The sequence below is a fragment of the Bacteroidota bacterium genome (genome assembly GCA_016699695.1).
In the GTDB taxonomy this organism is placed as follows: Bacteria; Bacteroidota; Bacteroidia; order Bacteroidales; family UBA10428; genus UBA10428.
In genome coordinates, this window is the sequence record CP065006.1 from 1,860,894 (window position 1) to 1,880,926 (window position 20,033).

The following is a 20,033-nucleotide window of genomic DNA, read 5'->3' on the forward strand; positions in this document are numbered from 1 at the left end:
AAAAAATTAAGATTTTTCCTGCCAATAGCGCCTCATGAAAAAAATCCATTCCATCGAACTTTTCTATTTTTCCGGCACTGGAAATGCCCGCCAGATAGCCAGGTGGATAGCCCAACACGCCGAGGAAGAAAAGATCGAATGCCAATTGCACAACATTGCAAAACAAACCTTGCCGGTATGCTGTCCTCCGCAGGCTTTAATTATCATTATCTCTCCGATACATGGTTTCAATTATCCAAAAATTACGCTCGATTTCATCCGCCATTTTCCTACCGGAAAAAATTCGGTAGTGTTGATGAATACCAGGGCTGGCATGAAAATCGGGAAGTTTGTTACTCCCGGACTTACAGGAATAGCTTTTTTAATCTCAAGTTTGTGGCTTAAAAGAAAAGGATATACCCTTATGGGAAGCATACCCTTCGATATGCCTTCGAATTGGATTTCGCTTCACCCAGCCCTTAACAACAATACGGTAGCCTACCTGCATGCCAAAAACTACGAGCGAGTAAGGCATCACAACGAAAAGATATTTTCAGGGAAAAGAGATTTTCATTCTCACCGCGACATTGTTCAGGATGTTATCATCAGTCCCATTGCACTTGCCTACTATTTCATTGGCAGATTTATCATTGCAAAAACTTTTTATTGCAGCCACCTTTGTAACAATTGCGGCATTTGCATCAGTCAATGTCCAGTAAAAGCTATTGTTACCAAAAATAAAAGGCCCTTCTGGACTTTAAAGTGCGAAAGCTGCATGCATTGCATGAACGTTTGTCCGGAAAGAGCCATCGAAACATCCCATGGTTTGCTAGTGGTAACAAGCATTTTTTATTCAGTATTAACTGGCTGGATATTTCGTAGAAGTTTGCCGGAAATTGTCTCCCTTGAACCAATCAATAGTTTATTTCAAATGCTCGCTTTTCTGGGGTTAATTGTGCTATTTTATTTATTTCAGCATGCTTTGCTTCGGTATTCAATGGCTGCAAAACTCATTTCGCTGGCTTCACTAACCCGCTACAAATTCTGGGGAAGGTATAAATCCATTCCTGATGTGATGTGGAAAAAGAAATTTTCGGGCATTGTTGGCAAACCTGAAAACAATTAAACCAGAACTTTTTTGTGCAATGGACTTAAAACACATTATACCGCCTTATCTTTATCCCCAAACTCAATAAAGGATAATTTGCACTTTATTCAATAATTAAACTAAGATTATGCCCAAGGGATTGGTATTAAAGTCAACCGGTAGCTGGTACAATGTACTTTCTGAGGGCGAAATTGTGGCATGCCGCATAAAAGGCAAATTCCGAACCCGCGAAATAAAAACTTCGAACCCGGTTACTGTCGGCGATAAGGTAGAATTTACCCGAATAGCCGAAGACAATACCGGAATGATAACCGCCATTGAGCCCCGCAAAAACTACATAATCCGCAAAGCCACACGTTTTCATCACGAGGCCCACATGATAGCCGCCAACATCGACCAGGCTTTTCTGATGGTTTCGTTAAAGGCACCGACAACTCCTTATGAATTTATTGACCGCTTTTTAGTTTCAGCCGAAATGTTTTTTATTCCTGTTACCATTTTGGTGAATAAAACTGACTTAATCGATGCAGATTGCCTGGAAAAATTCATTGCACTCTACAAGCAAGCCGGTTACGAATGCCTGCCCATGTGCCTCACACAAAACCAAGGTGTTGAGGAAGTATTTCGTCGTATGAAAGGCAAAATAAGTCTGGTATCGGGCATTAGTGGAGTCGGTAAATCGTCTTTTATTCAGGCACTTAATCCAGGACTGGACATTCGTATCGACGAAATATCCGAATCGCATCAATCGGGAAAGCACACTACTACCTTCTCAGAAATATTCGAAGTAATTCCCGATTGCTACATCATCGATACTCCGGGTATTCGCTCATTTGGGCTTATTGATTTAGACAAGAATGAAATCGGTTTGTATTTCAAAGACGTGTTCCATGCTTCGGCCAAATGTAAATTCATTAATTGCACCCACATCCACGAACCTGGCTGTGCAGTGCGCGAATCGGTAGAAAAAGGAAATATTTCCGAGTCGCGATACCGCAGTTATGTAAATATTTTTCTGGACGATTCGTTAAAACACCGATAAAATAGCCAACTTTTCTTGCCGTGTTACGTAAAATTTGCATCTTTTAGCATATTGTTAACAAGAAATTGTGTTAAGTTTTTTGTTACAATGGCAGAATTATAATTTTGATACTCTGCTAACAAACCGGCAATGAAACGTTTTTACTTTATAATCGCATTCTCCTTTTTACTAATTGTTTCGGTAAACGTATTGTTTTACCGAAGCTTTTATAACCTTCAGATTAACCAATATAAAAACTTTTTGCTGCGGCAATCGGAAGTGTGTGTGAACGAAGTTGAACGTACCCTTCTGAAATTCGAGAGCGACTTGAATTATATTCTTTTCTCCGACGACATTGCCAAGCTTTTTACCGATGTCAATTCCGATGCCCTGCGTAAACTTCAATTGTTTTATTCCACTTATAATGGACTCATTAAAAACATTGATATTTACGACAACCAAAAAAATGTTTTAAACCTCTTTCGCGATAAAAAGCAGAACTTCATCACTGACCAATATGTAGGTCAACGGCAGCGTATGCTTGCTCCAAAAGAAGAGGTAACCCATAATGGACATGAGTATCAGTATGTATTGCCCGTATTTAAAGACAATGTATTGTATGCCAACATTGTAGTCACCATCAACATCAATAACTACATTCTTTCGGAACTTAAGAAATTTCACCTCGACGAAATCTCGTGGCAATTTGTAATTGATACCGAAACAGAAACAGTAGCCACTGCCGATGTACAGCAATACAATTGGAACGGCAGACTGGAAGAAGTAGTCACCAACCTAAACCATGACCTCGAAGGACTCATGGTGCACACCATCAGTACCGACTCCCTCAATCATAAAATTCTCACAGTTTACACGCCAGTCAACCTGCTCGACCGAAATTTTGGCATTGCCATGAGTATTGACCATAACACCTTTCTGCTTAAGGTGTTTTCGCAATTGGCCATCATTTCTATTGCCAGCCTCCTCATTTTTCTTTTGGTGAGCATTTATCTGCTCATTCAGATTAAAAACCTTAAAAAAAAAATAGAAGCCTAAGGCACTCCTTCGATTTCTTTCAACAATCGCTGGAGCATTTGCCGGTAGGCTTAGTGGTGTATGACTATTTCAAAAAGGTACACTTTATTAATCAAACTGCCCGTGAAATTTTGCTGATAGGACCCAACGAAGACGCCAGCTCGGCTATTGTGGAACGCCGCTTTACCAATTTTACAAAACCCTCCGATAAACCAAATACCTCTTACGATACCGACCAGTTTTTTTACTATCAGCGTCATGGTATCGAAGTAGTTATATTTAAAAAGGAGCTTCCCTGTAACATTCAAAATAAAGAATACGTGCTGAGCACCTTTATCGATGTGACCTCAATAGAGAAAGAGCGCAAATACGAAGCAGCGGCAAACATTGCCAAATCTGATTTTCTGGCAAAAATGAGCCACGAAATCCGAACGCCCATGAATGGCATAATTGGGATGACTGAAGCCCTGGCACGTGAAAATTTAAACTCAGAACAGCAGGAATACATCAGCATTGTGCGCCGTTCGGCCGATTTGCTGCTTAATATTATCGACGATATACTCGATTATTCCAAAATCGAAGCCGGCAAAATGCAGATAGAAGAAATTCCTTTTCTTCTTCGCGAAGAGGTGGAACTTTCCGTTCAGCTTTTTAAAGCCATTGCCGAAGAAAAAGGCTTGTTGCTCGAATTGAACGTAGGACCCAATGTTCCGAACCGTATAATTGGTGACCCATTCAGGCTTAGGCAGGTATTGTCGAACCTGATCAGTAATGCGGTAAAATTCACGCATCACGGAAAAATTGTGGTAATGGTCGAAACTGAAGATGAATACGCTGGTAATATCACTTTGTTGTTTAGTGTTTCGGATACTGGAATCGGAATTTCTCAGGAAAAAATTCCTACCATTTTCAACTCATTTACACAAGCCGATAACAGTACTTCGCGAAAATATGGTGGATCTGGCTTGGGCACCACTATTTGCAAACAACTCGTAACGCTGATGAATGGAGAAATTTGGGTTGAAAGCCCTTCCAGATTGAACAGCAACAAAGAGTTTCCGGGTACTACATTCTACTTTATCATTGAAGTTTACTCGAACGAGGAATTAGATAAAGTTTTCGATTATAAGAAAATACAGTCTTTTGAGGAAGTTAAATGCGTAATTGTTTGCCATAACGAATTGACAAGAAAAAGATTATATTCATTTTTAGAACAAAATTCGATTCAAATAGAAACCATACTGTTTGGAGAGCATGTGTTGGAGGAAGTTGAAACCCGGATACAAAATAAAAAGGCAAAATTTCATTTGCTTGTCATAATCGACGAACCAGGTATGGATGGTCTCTGGTTATTAAAAAAGCTTCATGCTAAAAAGCTTACCGACAACCACCGGGTATTTATGTTCAGCTCGAACCATAAACCTGAAAACCATATACAATCGCGTTTAGCCGGAGTCGATTATTACCTGGTTCAACCCTTTGAGCATAAACTTTTAAAATCTTTCCTGAAAGAGTGTTTCCCATCGATTCCCGAGAGCTTTTCGAAACCTGAATTACGAAATGACTTGAAAATAATGGTGGCAGAAGATAACCTGATCAACCAAAAGGTAGCTGAAAACATTTTTAAAAATCTTGGATACTCTATTGAAATTGCCAACGATGGCCTAGAGGTAATAGAATTGATCAAACTCAAGCATTTCGATATTATTTTTATGGACCTCGAAATGCCCGAAAAAGACGGGCTTGAGGCCACTATCGAACTACGCGGATTGGGTTACCAATTGCCTATTGTAGCCATGACGGCCTCGGCTTCCGAGGCTGTGCGAAAAACTTCGCTAAAAGCAGGAATGAACGAGTATACCACAAAACCAGTTAAATCAGAAATAGTAATTGCCATTCTAGAAAAATGGTTTGCCTGATAGTTTTTGCCTATTAATGAGCTTCGAGCCAGTTGTTGCCTATACCCATATCCACCGTAAGCGGAACACTTAACCTGGCTGCAGCTTCCATTTCATAGCGCACCAATTCTTTCATTGTTTCCAGTTCAGGTAAAAACACATCAAAAACCAATTCATCATGCACCTGCAAAATCATATTCGACTTCAATCGATTGGAGAGAATCTTTTCCTGTATTGCCACCATGGCAATTTTTATCACATCGGCCGCTGATCCCTGAATGGGCGAATTGATAGCATTTCGTTCAGCAAACCCGCGCACTGTAGCATTTGCCGATTGTATATCGGGTAAATAACGCTTACGTCCAAACATGGTTACAACATATCCTTTTTCCCGGGCAGAGGTGATGCAGGAATCCATATAATGTTTTACTTTCGGAAAAGACTCGAAATAACTGTCGATTAGTTGTTTGGCATCTGCACGCGAAATCTTTAAGCGTTCTGCAAGCCCAAATGCCGATATACCATATATAATTCCAAAATTGGCTGTTTTGGCCTGGCTGCGCATCTCACGTGTAACTTCTTCTTCTGTTACTTTGAAAATTTTAGCAGCGGTGGAACGGTGTATGTCTGCTCCTTGTTTAAATGCTTCGATCATTTGCGGATCCTGGCTGAGATGCGCCATAAGACGAAGTTCGATCTGAGAATAGTCAGCAGCCAGAATCACATGCTCCTTGTCAGAAGCAATAAACGATTTCCGGATTTCCCTTCCACGCTCATCACGAATTGGAATGTTTTGCATGTTAGGATTCACCGAACTTAAGCGGCCTGTAGCTGTAATGGTTTGATTGAAAGAAGTATGCACTTTTTGAGTGGAAGGTTCTATTAACAATGGCAAAGCCGAAACATAGGTCGATTGCAATTTTGAAAGTCCACGGTATTCGAGTATAAGGGGTACAATCGGATGTTTGTCGGTTAAGGTTTGAAGCACTTCTTCGCTGGTACTGTATTGTTTGGTTTTAGTAAGCTTATTCTGACTCGATATAGATAGTTTTTCGAAAAGAATTACTCCTAACTGCCTGGGAGAGGAGAGGTTAAACTCTTCACCGGCAGCTTCGAATGCCTGCTTTTTGGTTTGTTCAATTTCCTCCAGTAATTGTTCATTATACTTATTAAGTGTCTCATTATCAATCTTAAAGCCAGAATGTTCCATGTGGAACAGAACACTCACCAAAGGCATTTCGATGCGGGTAGCCAATTCCAACAATTGCTTGTCGGAAAGCTGCTTTTGTTGCCTGGTGAATAGACGAAAAGTGTAGTCAGCATCCTCGCAGGAATAATTGGTCACCAATTGCAAATCGACACCTTCCATGGTACGCTGGTCTTTTCCCTTCTTGCCTATTAGCTCTTCAATTGGGATCATTTCGTAATTAAACTCTTCGCGAATTACATCGTCAAGTTTATGCCGGCCTTCGGGCTTTAGCAAGTAATGAGCCACCATGGTATCAAAAAGTTGGCCCTTAATATCGGCGCCATACCTTGCCAGAAAGTGAATATCGAATTTGAGGTTATGCCCTACCTTTAGTATTTCGGGATTCGAAAAGAATATGTTGAGCATGCCAACCCACCTCAGCATCTGTTCGTCGGAACCAGATGCCAGATAATAAGCCTTTGTCTGTTGATAAGAGATAGCAATTCCAATCAGACGATCGGAAAAGTAATTCAATCCGGTTGTTTCAGTATCGATGCAAACTGCCTCGCATTTCAGCAATTCCGTTAACAGTTTCTGAACCTTTTCGTCAGTATCCACGAGCACATACTCCACCTTTTCTGCTTGAAATTTTTCTTTAGACGAAACGATTTCTGCAGGTTCTGTTTCAGGTAGACTTTCTCCAAAGAGCGAAGTCTGAAAAGGTTGATTTTGTTTTGTTTCTTTAGCAGATAAACGTTTACTAAAAGTGCGAAAATCGAAACGCTCGAACAATTCCAACAGCTTTTTTTGGTCTGGGTCCTTAACGATCATTTGATCAAAGTCCACTTCCAGGGGTACATTTAAATCAATGGTAACTAGTTCTTTCGAAAGAAGAATTTGTTCCCGGTTATTTTCCAGACTCTCTCTTAATTTTCCTTTCAATTCAGAGGTTGATTTGAGAAGATTGTCAATCGAACCATACTCAGCAATCAGTTTCTTGGCAGTCTTTTCGCCAATGCCTGGAGCTCCAGGAACATTGTCAGAGCTGTCGCCCCAAAGCGCTAGTAAATCGATGATTTGAATCGGAGAACTTACTTCGAATTTTTCTTGAATCTCTTCTATTCCCAATATTTCTTTTTCGCCTCCGCTCCTGCCTGGTTTGTACATAAAAACATGCTCAGAAACCAGCTGACCATAGTCTTTATCGGGAGTCATCATATATACTTCAAAACCGTTTTCTGCTGCCCTTTTTGCGAGTGTTCCAATTACATCATCGGCCTCAAATCCTTCTTTTTCAATAATTTGTATCCTGTAAGCTGAAATAATCTCTTTAATCCATGGCACAGCAAACCGAATGTCTTCAGGGGTTGATTGCCTGTTTGCCTTATATTCGGGGTACATTTTGTGCCGAAAGGTGGGAGAAGGTGGATCAAAGGCTACCGCAATGTGCGATGGGTTTTCATTACGCAATATTTCATCAAGGGTATTGACAAAACCAAAAATTGCAGAAGTATTGTTGCCCTGTTTATCGGTTACAGGTCGATTAATAAAGGCATAATAAGCCCTGAATATCAATGCATAAGCATCCAATAAAAACAATCGCTTCCTGTTTTCCATGAGTTTGAATAATTAAGCCGAAAAATTACATAAAAAAAGCCGGACTATCGCTTGTTTCAATAGTCCGGCTCTTCATAAACTAAGCTAATTCTTAATCGCATGCGCATTTATTAATGCATTCGATAAGTGTGTTAATTCGCTGATGCTTAAGCGAATAGAAGGTATTTTTACCATCACGGCGAGCAATAAGGACATCTTTGTCGCGTAAGATTCCTAAATGATGCGAGGCAGTTGATTGTTCAATATTTAGAGCTTCGTGAATTTCGGTTACTGTAAGTTGTTTGCCTGCTTCGAGCTGGTTCAATATGGCAATTCGCAACGGGTGCGAAATTGCTTTCAACATTGCTGCTGCTTTGTTCAATTGATCCACATTAAATTCGCTAATCATGACTTCAAATTTATTTATGCAAATATATAACTATTTTTCATGTATTACCTAAAATCCTGATTACATGGGATAAAGGCTTTTTACTAGAAAGAGTTTATTCGTGAGACTTAAATTTCATGAGTTCTCGAAATGAAATTTTATAGTCGAATCCCGATTTACATTGGGACTGAAAGCGGATGCGCGGACAAGAATGCTTTTCAACGAAATCAATTTCATCGTTATATTCGGGAGTATATTCATCAACCTTGAAGTATTGAGTAGGTGGATAAGGAGTTTTGAACCTGTGATGAATTCAATATAAAAAGAATGGGTATCTTTGATGCCAGCGAGAAAACAATATGAAAACAAGCAAAGCAATAAAGTCTGTAATTAGTGATGATTTAAAGAGCTTTAACAAGAATTTTTCGGGGTCGATGAAAAGCCCTGTGCCTCTTTTGAATATAATTACCAACTACCTTTTACGCCGAAAAGGAAAGCAAATAAGACCGATATTGGTTTTTCTTTCGGCAAAAACTGTGGGCACTACCAACGAGGCCACCCATGTGGCAGCTTCGCTCATCGAATTGCTGCATACGGCTACACTTGTGCACGATGATGTGGTTGATGATGCCATGGAACGTAGAGGGTTTTTATCAATCAATGCCCTTTGGCGGTCAAAGATTGCTGTGCTTCTGGGTGATTTTCTGTTGGCCAAAGGACTTCTATTGGCAGTAAAGCACAAGCAGTTCGAATTGCTCGAAATTGTATCTGATGCCGTAAAGGAAATGAGCGAAGGCGAATTACTCCAAATTCAGAAAACACGCAAACTAAATATTACCGAAGAGGAATACTTCGAAATTATTACTAAAAAAACAGCTACACTTCTTGCTGCGTGTACGGCCAGCGGAGCACGCTCTGTTTCGGACAATGCCGAACATGTTGAAAAAATGAAGCAAATTGGCATTAACTTGGGAATAGCCTTTCAGATAAAAGATGATCTGTTCGATTACGAGAAAACAAGCTCTACCGGAAAACCTATCGGAAACGATATAAAAGAGAAAAAACTGACCCTTCCACTTATTGCTGCGCTAAAGAATGCTCCTACTGACGAATCAAGAAGTATTATCAGGTTAATAAATAGAAATTCCTCTAAAAGAAATACTTACGATACTATATATCAATTTGTACATCAATACAAAGGTTTGGAATATGCAGAGAATAAAATGCAGCATTTTAAACAAATAGCCCTTGAATTATTAGTAGAATTTCCTTCGAATGAAGCAAGGGATAGTTTTTCTGACCTGATTGAATATATCGTTTCGCGCAGAAAATAAATTTACAATCCTTCCTTCTCGTTGAAATATTTCCAGATTGATTCGGCTTGCTTCTTAGTCACCACAGAAGCAATCACATCAATGGGTTGAGCCTTCAATTGATACACCGAACCGAAATGAGCAAGCAACTTTTGAATGGTAGCTGGCCCTACTCCATTAATTTCGAGCAGTTGGGTTTGCATCATTTTCTTCGATCTAACTTTTCTGTGAAAACTAATTCCAAAGCGATGTGCTTCATTACGCAGTTGCTGAATTATTCTAAGAGAATAAGAATTCTTATCTAAATAGAGTGGTACAGGATCTCCCGGGAAATAGAGTTCTTCCAGCCTCTTTGCTATTCCCAAAATGGCAATTTTACCATACAAATCTAAACCTTCAAGGCTTTTTACCGCAGCACTTAATTGACCTTTACCTCCATCCACAATAATAAGTTGAGGCAATTCTGCTCCTTCTTCAAGCAGCCTTTTATAGCGCCGGGTGATGACTTCTTCCATGGAAGCAAAATCATTAGAGCCCTCTACTGTTTTAATGTGATAATGCCGATAATCTCTTTTTGATGGTTTTGCATTTCGAAAAACAACACAGGCTGCCACAGCAGACTCTCCCTGAATGTTGCTGTTGTCGAAGCATTCGATATAAACTGGTAATTCTTTTAAGCGCAAATCTGTTTTGAGTTGAATAAGCAACTTAGATGTTTTAGAAAGCTTATTGCTTACTTCGTTGTACTTCTTTTCGCTCTGCAGGGCAAATTGCAATGCATTTCTTTCCGATAATTCCAAAAGCTTTTTCTTATCTCCAATTTTCGGAACGGTAAAATCGATTCCAATTACCGTTGGTAAAACGAAAGGCACATAAACGTCGGAAGTTGTACTACCCACTTTTTCTCTTATATCGAGCAGTGCGAAAAGCAATAAGTCTTCTTTCGATTCCTCGAGTTGTTGGACAATTTCTACTGTATGAGACTGTACAATTGCCCCTTGAAGGATTTTTATAAAATTCACATAGGATCTACTCTCCCGCTGATAGAAAGAGAATACATCCACATTGTCAATTTTTGGGTTTACAATGGCCGATTTACTCTTGTAGCGTGATAATATTTCGTACTTGGATTTAATCTTTTCAGCATCTTCAAATTGATGCTTTTCTGAATAATCCATCATAAGACCATATAAAAACTTCTGAACCTGCTGAATATCCCCTTTTAAAATGTACTGTATTTGTTGAATGGATTCTCTATAATCTATCTCAGATTGTTTTCCTTCGCAAGGACCAAGGCAATTACCAAGATGATACTCCAGGCATACTTTATACTTTTTCTTTTTAATAAGCTCAGAGCTTAATTGATAATAACAGGTTCGAATAGGGTACAATTCTCGAATAAGTCCCAAAAGGGTTCTCACCATCACCACAGAAGTGTAAGGTCCATAGTACTCCGAACCATCGTTAATACGATTTCTGGTGGAAAAAACTCTCGGAAATGCTTCATTCTTTATACATATCCATGGAAAGGTTTTGTCGTCTTTGAGTAAAATGTTGTATTTAGGTTGATTGGTCTTGATTATATTATTCTCAAGCAACAAGGCATCGGACTCTGTTTCTACGACAATGTGGCGAATATCGTATACTTGTGAAACAAGCCTTTTAGTTTTAAATGAATCGTATTTTTGCTTTGAGAAATAAGAAGCTACCCGTTTCTTTAGACTTTTCGCTTTACCTACGTACAATAGGCTTCCAGACTGGTTATAAAACTGGTACACTCCAGGCAAATCTGGTAAATTGCTAAGTATGAATTTTAAATCAGCCATGGAGTGAAGCAATTTTTTGGTTCCACGTGGAACAATAGAAATCTAGCGGCCCAGATGAACCAACAATACATTGATATCGGATGGTGAAACTCCAGGCACTCGACTAGCTTGTCCCACCGTTTCAGGTCGTAGACGTGTTAACTTTTGTCGCGCTTCTGTCGATATTGATAGCATATCATTGTAAGTAATATGATCTGGGATTCGAATGTTCTCCAGCCTTTTTACCTTTTCAGCAATAAGCTGTTCTCTTTCAATGTAACCGAAATATTTTACATGAATCTCGGTGGCTTCGCATAATAACGCCATGTCAATCTCTGATTCGAAAACAGAATTAGTCTTTGAGATTACTTTCTGAAGCAAATCAAATAAAGTAATCTGAGGCCTACGAACAAGATCAATTGCTTTCACTTGTTGACGAAGTAGGGATGTTTCAACCTCGCCTAAAAACTCATTCGCCGTAGATGGATTTATGCTCAAAGTTTCCAGATAATTTATAAACCGTTTTCGTTCTCCAATCTTTTTTTCTAATACTTTTAGTCGATCCTCAGTTGCTAAACCAATTTTGTAACCAGCCAAAGTAAGTCGTTCATCGGCATTGTCTTGTCGTAATAAAATCCTGTGCTCTGCCCGTGAAGTAAACATCCGATAAGGTTCATCGACTCCTTTAGTAACCAGGTCATCGATTAATACGCCGATATAAGAATCTTTGCGACTTAGCACAAACTCTTCTTTACCACATAACTTCAAAGCCGCATTGATACCTGCCATTAAGCCTTGACCTCCTGCCTCCTCGTAACCAGTAGTGCCATTAATTTGTCCAGCAAAATAAAGTCCAGAAACTTGCTTAGTCTCCAAGGTGTGTTTTAACTGAGTTGGGGGATAGTAATCATATTCGATGGCATAACCTGGTCGAAAAATGACTGCCTTCTCTAATCCGGATATCTCACGCAATGCCTTATACTGAATTTCCCAGGGAAGACTAGAAGAAAATCCATTTAAATACATCTCATAAGAATCGGCACCTTCGGGTTCTAAAAACAATTGATGACTCGCTTTTTCTGAAAATGTTACAATCTTATCTTCGATGCTCGGGCAATATCTGGGACCCACACCTTTAATACTTCCATTAAATAATGGACTCACTGAAAAACCTTGCTCCAGTATATCATGAACCCTATCGTTAGTATGTGTTATCCAGCAAGAGTAATTCGTTTTGATAGCCCGATTAAGAAATGAAAAGTTTCCTCCTTCCTCATCGCCTTTTTGTTCAATCATTTTGGTGAAATCAACCGTACGGCCATCAATTCTGGCAGGAGTACCTGTTTTCATTCTCCCAACTTCAAAACCTAAACTAGCTAGTTGACTAGAGATACCCACAGAAGCTGGTTCAGAAATTCGACCTCCCACAAATTGGGTACTTCCAATGTGAATTAAACCATTCTCAAAAGTGCCATTTGTTAGTACAACAGCTTTCGCAGAAAACTGAACTCCAATTTTTGTTTTTACACCAGTAACCCTATTTCCTTCAAAAACAAGACTCGTAACTGCATCTTGCCAAAAGTGTATATTTGGTAAACTCTCTAAAGCCTTTCTCCATTCGAAGCTAAACTGAAAGCGATCGGATTGAGCGCGAGGACTCCACATGGCTGGTCCCTTGCTTTTATTCAACATTCTAAACTGCAACATTGTTTTATCTGTAATGATACCCATCATTCCGCCAAGGGCATCAATCTCTCGAACAATTTGTCCCTTTGCAACACCACCTACCGCAGGGTTGCAAGACATTTGAGCTATCTTGTTTAAATCGATGGTTACCAATAAAACCCTGCACCTTAACTTTCCTGCTGCAAAGGCAGCTTCGCATCCAGCATGACCTGCACCTACAACAATGATATCATAATCGAACATAAATTTTCTTGTAAAGTTATTTATAATTCTTCTAAATAAGACAGATAATGATTCTCCATTTTTCTTATCTGAATTTTTTCCAAATCTGAGTTATCTTTATATCCACACAAATGCAGAACTCCGTGAATTACAACACGATGCAGTTCTAAAAGGAATTCAGTGTTAAAATGTATAGCGTTAGATTGAACAGTTGGAATAGAAATGAAAATCTCTCCATTAATTATGTTAACAAAACTGTTGTCGAATGTTATAATGTCGGTAAAATAATCGTGCGATAGGTGTAATAGATTAATCTCAAGAATTTGTTCCTCGTTGACAAAATGATATAAAATGTCACCTGGTACTTTCTTTTCGGATTCAATCACATGCTGAATCCATGAACAAATTTTATCCTCGTTGATAAGTTCAAATGAAACTTCGGAATAATGAAAGCGAATGCTCACACTACTTTATTTTAAACTCAAGCTCGACTATTGAACCGTTCTTGTAAAAACTAATTTTATCTGATAATTTCTCCATAAGAAAAATACCTCTGCCATTCACATTTTCAATATTTTCAGGAGCAGTAGGATCAGGAATATTAGTAAAATCAAATCCAGGACCTTGGTCTTCCACACGAATTCTAAAAAAAGTATCCTCGATTGTAAAAAAAACATTTACTGTCTTAGACTCATCTAATTTATTTCCGTGAACAATAGCATTATTTGCTGCTTCAAGCGCAGCAATTAAGATATTTCCATATTGATCTTCGCCAATTTTAAATTCGGCAGAAATATCATCGATAACCTTTTCTACTCTTCTCAGATTATCTATTTTTGAAGCTATGCTAAGTGACTTTTCCATTAATTCACTGATTATTCAAACCTCTTATACTGCATTATTCACAACAAGTTTCTAAAATTCTATGCAATTTACGATTATTTCAATAAATCGCCGTTTTTTAAATACTATTTGTACATTATCCATGACTAATTCGCTATCCATAGTTCTGGATTAAGCTTCTCAAGGCCATTCCAAATCTCTAAGTGTACCAGATAGCTGTCGCTAGACCCAGTTTTACCAGCTATACCTATTGTATCTTTACTTTTCACTTTAGCGCCTATTGCCACCTTCACTTCTTTAAGGTTATGATAGACTGTATAGTATTTGCCATGCCTAATTATAACCGTATAATTAGAGCCCTTTATCGCAAAAACTTTACTCACTTCGCCATCGAATATCGCACGTACCGAGGGATCGCCTACACCCGAAATATCAATTCCATTATTCTGAACCTTCACTCCTTTAATAACAGGATGATAATGTTCTCCAAACTGTTCTGTTATAATACCCTGACGAGTTGGCCATGGAAGTTTACCCTTGTTTAGTTCAAACTGTGAAGAAACAATCTTATCGGCAGGAGTAAGCTTTGACAAAGGGCTTTTAGAAGCTTCTTCGCGAATAAGAGCTTCGATTTTACTATTGATTTCCTTCTCTATCTTTTTCTTCTTTTCCAAATCAGCCCTAAGTTGTTTCTCTTCAGTAGTCAACTTTTTAAGTGTTTTTTCGCGTGAAGCTTTTTCGTATTCCAGGTTCTTATTTTCACGCTTTACACCTAATAAAGCATCTCCTAAGGAGGCTTTCTCCCTCACCAATTCTCTTAACTCGCGATCAATTTGTTTCTTGATGCTTGTAATAATAGCAATACGTTCTTTCCGGGCACGCTGAAGCTGCTCGAAATACTTGGTACGCAAATAAAATTGATTAAAATCGGCCGAGGCTAACAAAAAAATAATTACAGTAAACTCATTATGGTTTTTATAGGCATAGCGCAAAAAATCAGCATACAAATCCTTTTGCTTCTTAATATCCCGGTTCAAGCTGGCTATAGTCCTCTCTCTGTCCAGTATTTTAGTTTCAATCACAACTATCTCAGCCTGGTAATTTGAAATAAGTCCTTGCCGTTTGTTTATCTTACGATCTAGTAGGTTTAATGACTGTATAGTACTACCCTTTTTTTTCTCGGTAGATTCAATGAGCTTGTTTGTTACTGATATCTCATTCAGTAATTTTTCCCGTTTAGTTACAAGCTCGTTCTTTTTAGCCTGTCCCTGGAGAAGACTGCAGACTGCGAAAAGAAATAAAAAAAAGAAAATACTATTTCTCAAAACAACTACTTTTTTTTATTGTTTCAATTTTACCAGCAATTCGATCGTACAATTCCTTATCGTACTTAAGTGCCTCTGTCCATGCTTCTACTGCCTCGCTGCAACGATTTAAACTTTGCATAATATCACCATAATGCTCAAGAACTTCGGAATTGTTATATGCACCATTTTTAATTGCACTTTCAATGTACTTAAGCCCTTCTGCAGCATCTCCTTTCTTGTAAAGTATCCAACCATAGGTATCAAGATAGGTAGGGTTCTTAGGTTCCATGCGAATGGTATACTTACTTAATTCCTCTGCACGATCAAGCTTTTCGCCGCGTAATGATAAATAATAACCATAATTATTTCGAACCCAAAGATTATCAGGCTGAATAACAATTATTGATTCATACAAACTATCGCTCTTAACGATATTACCAATCTCACGGTAAGAATCAGCGAGAAGATTTAAAAATTGAACCTGCTGTTCGATAGTTTTATTTTCTATTGATAAGCCTTTTGCCTCTAAATCGATAATTTCTTTATAACGGTCCAGAGAAAACAAGGAATATCCTGCGTAAATAATTAGATTAATTTCTTTAGGATATTCGTTTAGGGCATCTGCATAAACTTCCGAAACAGCATAATGGTCTTCTATATAATTGCAGATCATCAGATATTGTTCCCAAATAACATAATTAACTCCATCAAGGTATAAAGCAGATTTTAGCTCCCGGGCGGCACCAGCATAGTCTTTTCGTTTAATGCAATGATCGGCACTAAATGCATAAGGCCGATAATCGGTACTATATTCGCTCTTTAATAAATCGATAAGACTTATCAAAAAAGTTGAATCTTCTTTTTGGAAACGCTCCTCTATAGAATAATTGTAGAGTATGCCTAATTTATCCTGAAGCTCCACATCTTCAGAAGCAAATCCTACTTTATAATAATACAAGGCGCTGTCCAATTTACCTTGGTTGAAATAAAAGTCGGCAAAAGACAAATTTGCCAGTCCGTTATCAGGTTCGCGCTGAAGCAAATTTAAATAAACCTGCCTGGATGTTTCAGCCTCATTAATCACATTTAAATATTCGACCAACATCCCATAGTTTTCGATATTCTCAGGAAACAGAAAAATAAGGTCTTCAAGAACTGCCAAAGCACTATCCTGGTAATTCATACCGGAATAATTCTTATGTCGCACCACTAAAACCTCTCTGCTCTCAATCAATTCGCGATCAAGCTTACTAATGCAGGCCATGGATTGTTCGTACTTACCAGAATTACTATACAACATGGCAAGCCGATAGAGGTACTCTGGCTCATCTGAAAGATTTACAACGGTCTCGTAAACCCATACTGTACTATCTAAAATACCCTGACTATAGTATATATCGCCTAAATGTAATAAGTACCACTTATTAGTACTATCAAGATCCACAGCCTTTTTTGCTCTATCTTTAGCCAAATCCATCTCTCCAGTTCTAGCATAAATAGTGCTAAGTTGGTAATACGGAGCGGCTCGTTCGGGAAACTCTTCAGTACATAAATTATACAATTGCAATGCTGCCGTATAATTTCCAATCAATGCATATTTGGTAGCTTCAGTAAAAACAGAATAGTACTGATCCTCAGTTTTTATCATTTTCTGTACTGAAGATTTATTGCTACCAGCACATGAAACTAAAATAAAAAAAGCACTTAAGTAAAAGCTAAATCTTCTCATATTCACTGTAATCTCCAAGGTATATTTTCCCTCTCAATCCATTTACTTTCGAAAAATTACCAAGTATTGAATTACTTAGTTCAGAATTCCGAATAACTGCACCACTATAAACAATTGTATTCTCAAGAATCGAATTTTCGATTATAGCACCTGACTCAATGCTAACACCCGATTTTATAGTCGAATTACTTACCTTCGCATCATGTGCAATAAAATTCGATTGAGTTGGATACGTTAATTCAAGCATTCGCTTATTAGTAGCAAGCAATTCCTCGCGATTACCGCAGTCTAACCATTCGACAAGTTCTGCGCACTTTATTTTAGATCCCTTCTGCTTTAAAGTCTCCAGGCAATTCGTAAGCTGAAATTCGTTATTCTCTCTTGCATTGTTTTTTATAAGATCATCGATTTCGAACTGAAGATGAGATGCTTCTTTAAAAAAATACAGGCCAACAATGGCATTGTTTGATACAAATTTTTTAGGTTTTTCTACGAAGTTGGTGATAAAATTTTCTGAATCGGTTTCTACAACACCATATTTCTCAGGATTTTCCACACGCATAGTCCAAATAATACCGTCTGCCTTCGGATCTGTTTCTATTTTTCCTTTGAACAAGGTATCGGCATAAACCACGAAAACTTCACCCGAAAGAGCTGTACGAGCACAATACAAAGCGTGGGCAGTACCGAGCGCTTCATACTGATAGTGAATATAGCCTTTGCATCCGATATTAGCCGCAGTGGCAATAAGTTTTTCTTCTACCTCTTTCCCAAAATTACCTATGATAAAATGAATTTCATCTACAGGAGATTTGCTGGAGTGCTTAATTTCTTCTACTATCCATTCAATCATCGACTTGCCTGCGATATTCATCAATGGCTTAGGCAAATTCAATGTATGTGGCCGCAACCTGGTGCCGCGTCCTGCCATGGGAATAATAACCTTCATATTCAATACTATTTCTTTCCAGTATGACCAAAACCTCCGGCACCTCTGGCCGAATCATTTAAAACTTCTACTTGCATCCATTCCACTTTTTCGTGTTTACCAATAACCATCTGGGCAATCCGGTCGCCATCTTGAATCGTAAAATCATCTTTTGATAAATTCACAAGAATAACTCCAATTTCACCTCGATAATCAGCATCAATAGTACCCGGGGAGTTTAAGACTCCAATTCCTTTTTTCAAAGCAAGTCCACTACGAGGACGTACTTGAGCTTCAAAGCCTTCGGGTAATTCCATAAATAAACCCGTGGGTACTAAAACCCTCTCAAGAGATCGGAGAACTATGGATTGCTCTATATTAGCACGCAAATCCATTCCGGCAGCATGAAGTGTTTCGTAAGCGGGTAAATCATGTTTTGATTTGTTAACGATTTTTACGATCATGAATGAAAAACATTTTAAGTAATCCTTCTTTCCAGCTTACAAAAGTAAGAAATAAAAGAAGTAGAACTGATTTTATAAGTAGATCGAACAGTAGTTTATCAACAGTAATAAGCCTATTTATAACATAAATTGAAAAGGCCACAATCATATACAGTCCAATACGAGAAAGATTATATGGAACAGGATAATACTTCTGACCAAGAAAGTATGAAACTAAAACCATCATACCATAAGAAATTACATGGGCAATTGCACTGGCACCATATCGGTATTGTGTAACAAAATACACATTGATAACCACGGTAAATAAAGCACCAATAAGCATTATAATCAAAGCATAATTGGTACGGTTCGATAATTTATACCAGATAGATTGATAGAACAATACACCATATAAAATATAAGCCATGACAATGTAGGGCACAACAAATAAACCTTCGTGGTAACCAGGGCTTATAAAGAATTTAAGGTAATTAAGAAACAGTAAAATAAATAAACTCAAAGCAAGGATAAGACCCACAAAAATATTCATCAATAAAGCATACTGTTCTTTTGCATCCACATCGCGCGATTTGGAGAAAAAATAGGGTTCCGCAGCGTACCGAAACATTTGCACAAAAATAAGAATTAGCCCTCCCAGCTTATAATTAGCACCATAAATTCCGAGTTCATACAAAGCCACATTCTGATCAGAAATAATGTGTTTATAGATGCTTCTGTCGAGGGTTTCATTGATAGTGCCGGCCAATCCGCTAATCATAAGTGGTAAGCCGTATACAAGAATTGGAAATAAATATTTAAAGCTAAAATGCTGTATTCTAAAATTCCTTAACTCGGGTATTAATAATAACAAAATAACCGAACTGCTTAAAAAGTTAGCCAGAAAAATAAACCTGGCACTGATAATGCCTTCCTCATTAAGCAAATATGTGTTATAACCTAAAACTTTGGGGCCGAAATTATAGATGCCCAACATAAGCGAAATATTCAAAATCACATGTATAAACTTTAACACAGCAAAACGCATGGCTCTATTTTCTATCCTTAAGCGCGCAAAAGGAATAGCACTAAAAGCTTCTACTGCCAGAATACCAGCTAAAAGTTGAATAAAAATCGGTTCACCATCGTACTTTAAAAGATGTGCTACTTGCGGAGTAAACACAAGTATTAGAATCAGAAAAAGTGCAGAAACAAACAGGAGAGTAGTCAGTATAGTATTGTACACTTTAACCTTATCCTTATTCCCCGACATAAAACGGAAGTAGGTTGTTTCCATGCCTAAGGTTAATAAAATCATCAAAAAGGTAATATAAGCGTACAATTCCGTTACTTTTCCATACTCCTGATGGGCCTCGCTAAAAAGTGAATACAAAAAATAAGGAGTAAGCAAAAGATAATTCAACAGCCTTGGAACCATAGTACCCAGACCATAGATTACCGTTTGGCCAGCGAGTTTCTTAAAATCATTCAATGTTTCGTTTTTTTAGGTACAATTCTATTGTTAAATTTGTTCCAAATCCTC

General features: G+C 38.2%; 16 protein-coding genes. 5 read left to right on the plus strand and 11 right to left on the minus strand.

All coding sequences use genetic code 11. From position 1 onward, the window contains the following. Positions 1-34: 34 nt before the first annotated feature. The 4 genes from IPM71_07910 (at position 35) to IPM71_07925 (ending at position 5,062) form a co-directional block, all read left to right on the plus strand. Complete coding sequence (locus IPM71_07910; protein ID QQS52647.1) at positions 35-1,105, plus strand: EFR1 family ferrodoxin; 1,071 nt, start codon at positions 35-37, stop codon at positions 1,103-1,105. Positions 1,106-1,214: 109 nt separating this feature from the next. Beyond that, positions 1,215-2,129 (plus strand): ribosome small subunit-dependent GTPase A, encoded by a 915-nt coding sequence (rsgA, locus tag IPM71_07915; protein QQS52648.1) that lies wholly within the window; start codon positions 1,215-1,217, stop codon positions 2,127-2,129. A 129-nt stretch (positions 2,130-2,258) separates the two neighbouring features. After that, positions 2,259-3,164 (plus strand): hypothetical protein, encoded by a 906-nt coding sequence (locus IPM71_07920; protein ID QQS52649.1) that lies wholly within the window; start codon positions 2,259-2,261, stop codon positions 3,162-3,164. Between the two features lie 38 nt (positions 3,165-3,202). Then, positions 3,203-5,062, plus strand: coding sequence for a response regulator (locus IPM71_07925; protein QQS52650.1), 1,860 nt, complete (start codon positions 3,203-3,205; stop codon positions 5,060-5,062). A gap of 13 nt (positions 5,063-5,075) precedes the next feature. Here the strand turns inward: IPM71_07925 and polA are convergent, their stop codons facing one another. Together polA and IPM71_07935 are read right to left on the minus strand one after the other, a co-directional pair. After that, positions 5,076-7,847, minus strand: a complete 2,772-nt coding sequence (gene polA, locus IPM71_07930; GenBank protein QQS52651.1) for a DNA polymerase I — start codon at positions 7,845-7,847, stop codon at positions 5,076-5,078. 91 nt (positions 7,848-7,938) lie between these two features. Then, positions 7,939-8,235 carry a helix-turn-helix transcriptional regulator gene (locus tag IPM71_07935; GenBank protein ID QQS52652.1) on the minus strand — a complete coding sequence of 99 codons (297 nt, stop codon included), beginning with the start codon at positions 8,233-8,235 and terminating at the stop codon, positions 7,939-7,941. A 338-nt stretch (positions 8,236-8,573) separates the two neighbouring features. On the opposite strand from IPM71_07935, the gene IPM71_07940 reads away from it, so the two are divergent. Beyond that, positions 8,574-9,548: a polyprenyl synthetase family protein gene (locus tag IPM71_07940; protein QQS52653.1), complete on the plus strand. Its 975-nt coding sequence runs from the start codon at positions 8,574-8,576 to the stop codon at positions 9,546-9,548. 2 nt (positions 9,549-9,550) lie between these two features. On the opposite strand, the gene uvrC is transcribed toward IPM71_07940, so the two are convergent. The 9 genes from uvrC to IPM71_07985 all read right to left on the minus strand — a co-directional run bounded on the left by uvrC (position 9,551) and on the right by IPM71_07985 (position 19,982). Next, a complete protein-coding gene (uvrC, locus tag IPM71_07945) occupies positions 9,551-11,353 on the minus strand; it encodes an excinuclease ABC subunit UvrC (GenBank protein QQS52654.1) in 1,803 nt (600 codons plus the stop codon). Between the two features lie 42 nt (positions 11,354-11,395). Then, positions 11,396-13,261: a tRNA uridine-5-carboxymethylaminomethyl(34) synthesis enzyme MnmG gene (gene mnmG, locus IPM71_07950; protein ID QQS52655.1), complete on the minus strand. Its 1,866-nt coding sequence runs from the start codon at positions 13,259-13,261 to the stop codon at positions 11,396-11,398. A 20-nt stretch (positions 13,262-13,281) separates the two neighbouring features. Then, complete coding sequence (ybeY, locus tag IPM71_07955; protein ID QQS52656.1) at positions 13,282-13,704, minus strand: rRNA maturation RNase YbeY; 423 nt, start codon at positions 13,702-13,704, stop codon at positions 13,282-13,284. A gap of 1 nt (position 13,705) precedes the next feature. Continuing rightward, positions 13,706-14,104 (minus strand): ATP-binding protein, encoded by a 399-nt coding sequence (locus IPM71_07960; protein QQS52657.1) that lies wholly within the window; start codon positions 14,102-14,104, stop codon positions 13,706-13,708. Between the two features lie 125 nt (positions 14,105-14,229). Then, a complete protein-coding gene (locus tag IPM71_07965; protein QQS52658.1) occupies positions 14,230-15,408 on the minus strand; it encodes a peptidoglycan DD-metalloendopeptidase family protein in 1,179 nt (392 codons plus the stop codon). Beyond that, entirely contained in the window at positions 15,398-17,119 is a 1,722-nt protein-coding gene (locus IPM71_07970; GenBank protein ID QQS52659.1) for a hypothetical protein, read from the minus strand. Before IPM71_07970 ends, IPM71_07965 begins: the two co-directional genes overlap by 11 nt. Beyond that, positions 17,106-18,068 (minus strand): nucleotidyltransferase, encoded by a 963-nt coding sequence (locus IPM71_07975; protein ID QQS52660.1) that lies wholly within the window; start codon positions 18,066-18,068, stop codon positions 17,106-17,108. The genes IPM71_07970 and IPM71_07975 overlap by 14 nt, the downstream gene beginning before the upstream one ends. An 8-nt stretch (positions 18,069-18,076) precedes the next feature. Then, complete coding sequence (gene dut, locus IPM71_07980; protein QQS52661.1) at positions 18,077-18,511, minus strand: dUTP diphosphatase; 435 nt, start codon at positions 18,509-18,511, stop codon at positions 18,077-18,079. Further along, entirely contained in the window at positions 18,492-19,982 is a 1,491-nt protein-coding gene (locus tag IPM71_07985) for an oligosaccharide flippase family protein (GenBank protein QQS52662.1), read from the minus strand. The genes dut and IPM71_07985 overlap by 20 nt, the downstream gene beginning before the upstream one ends. Positions 19,983-20,033: the final 51 nt, after the last annotated feature.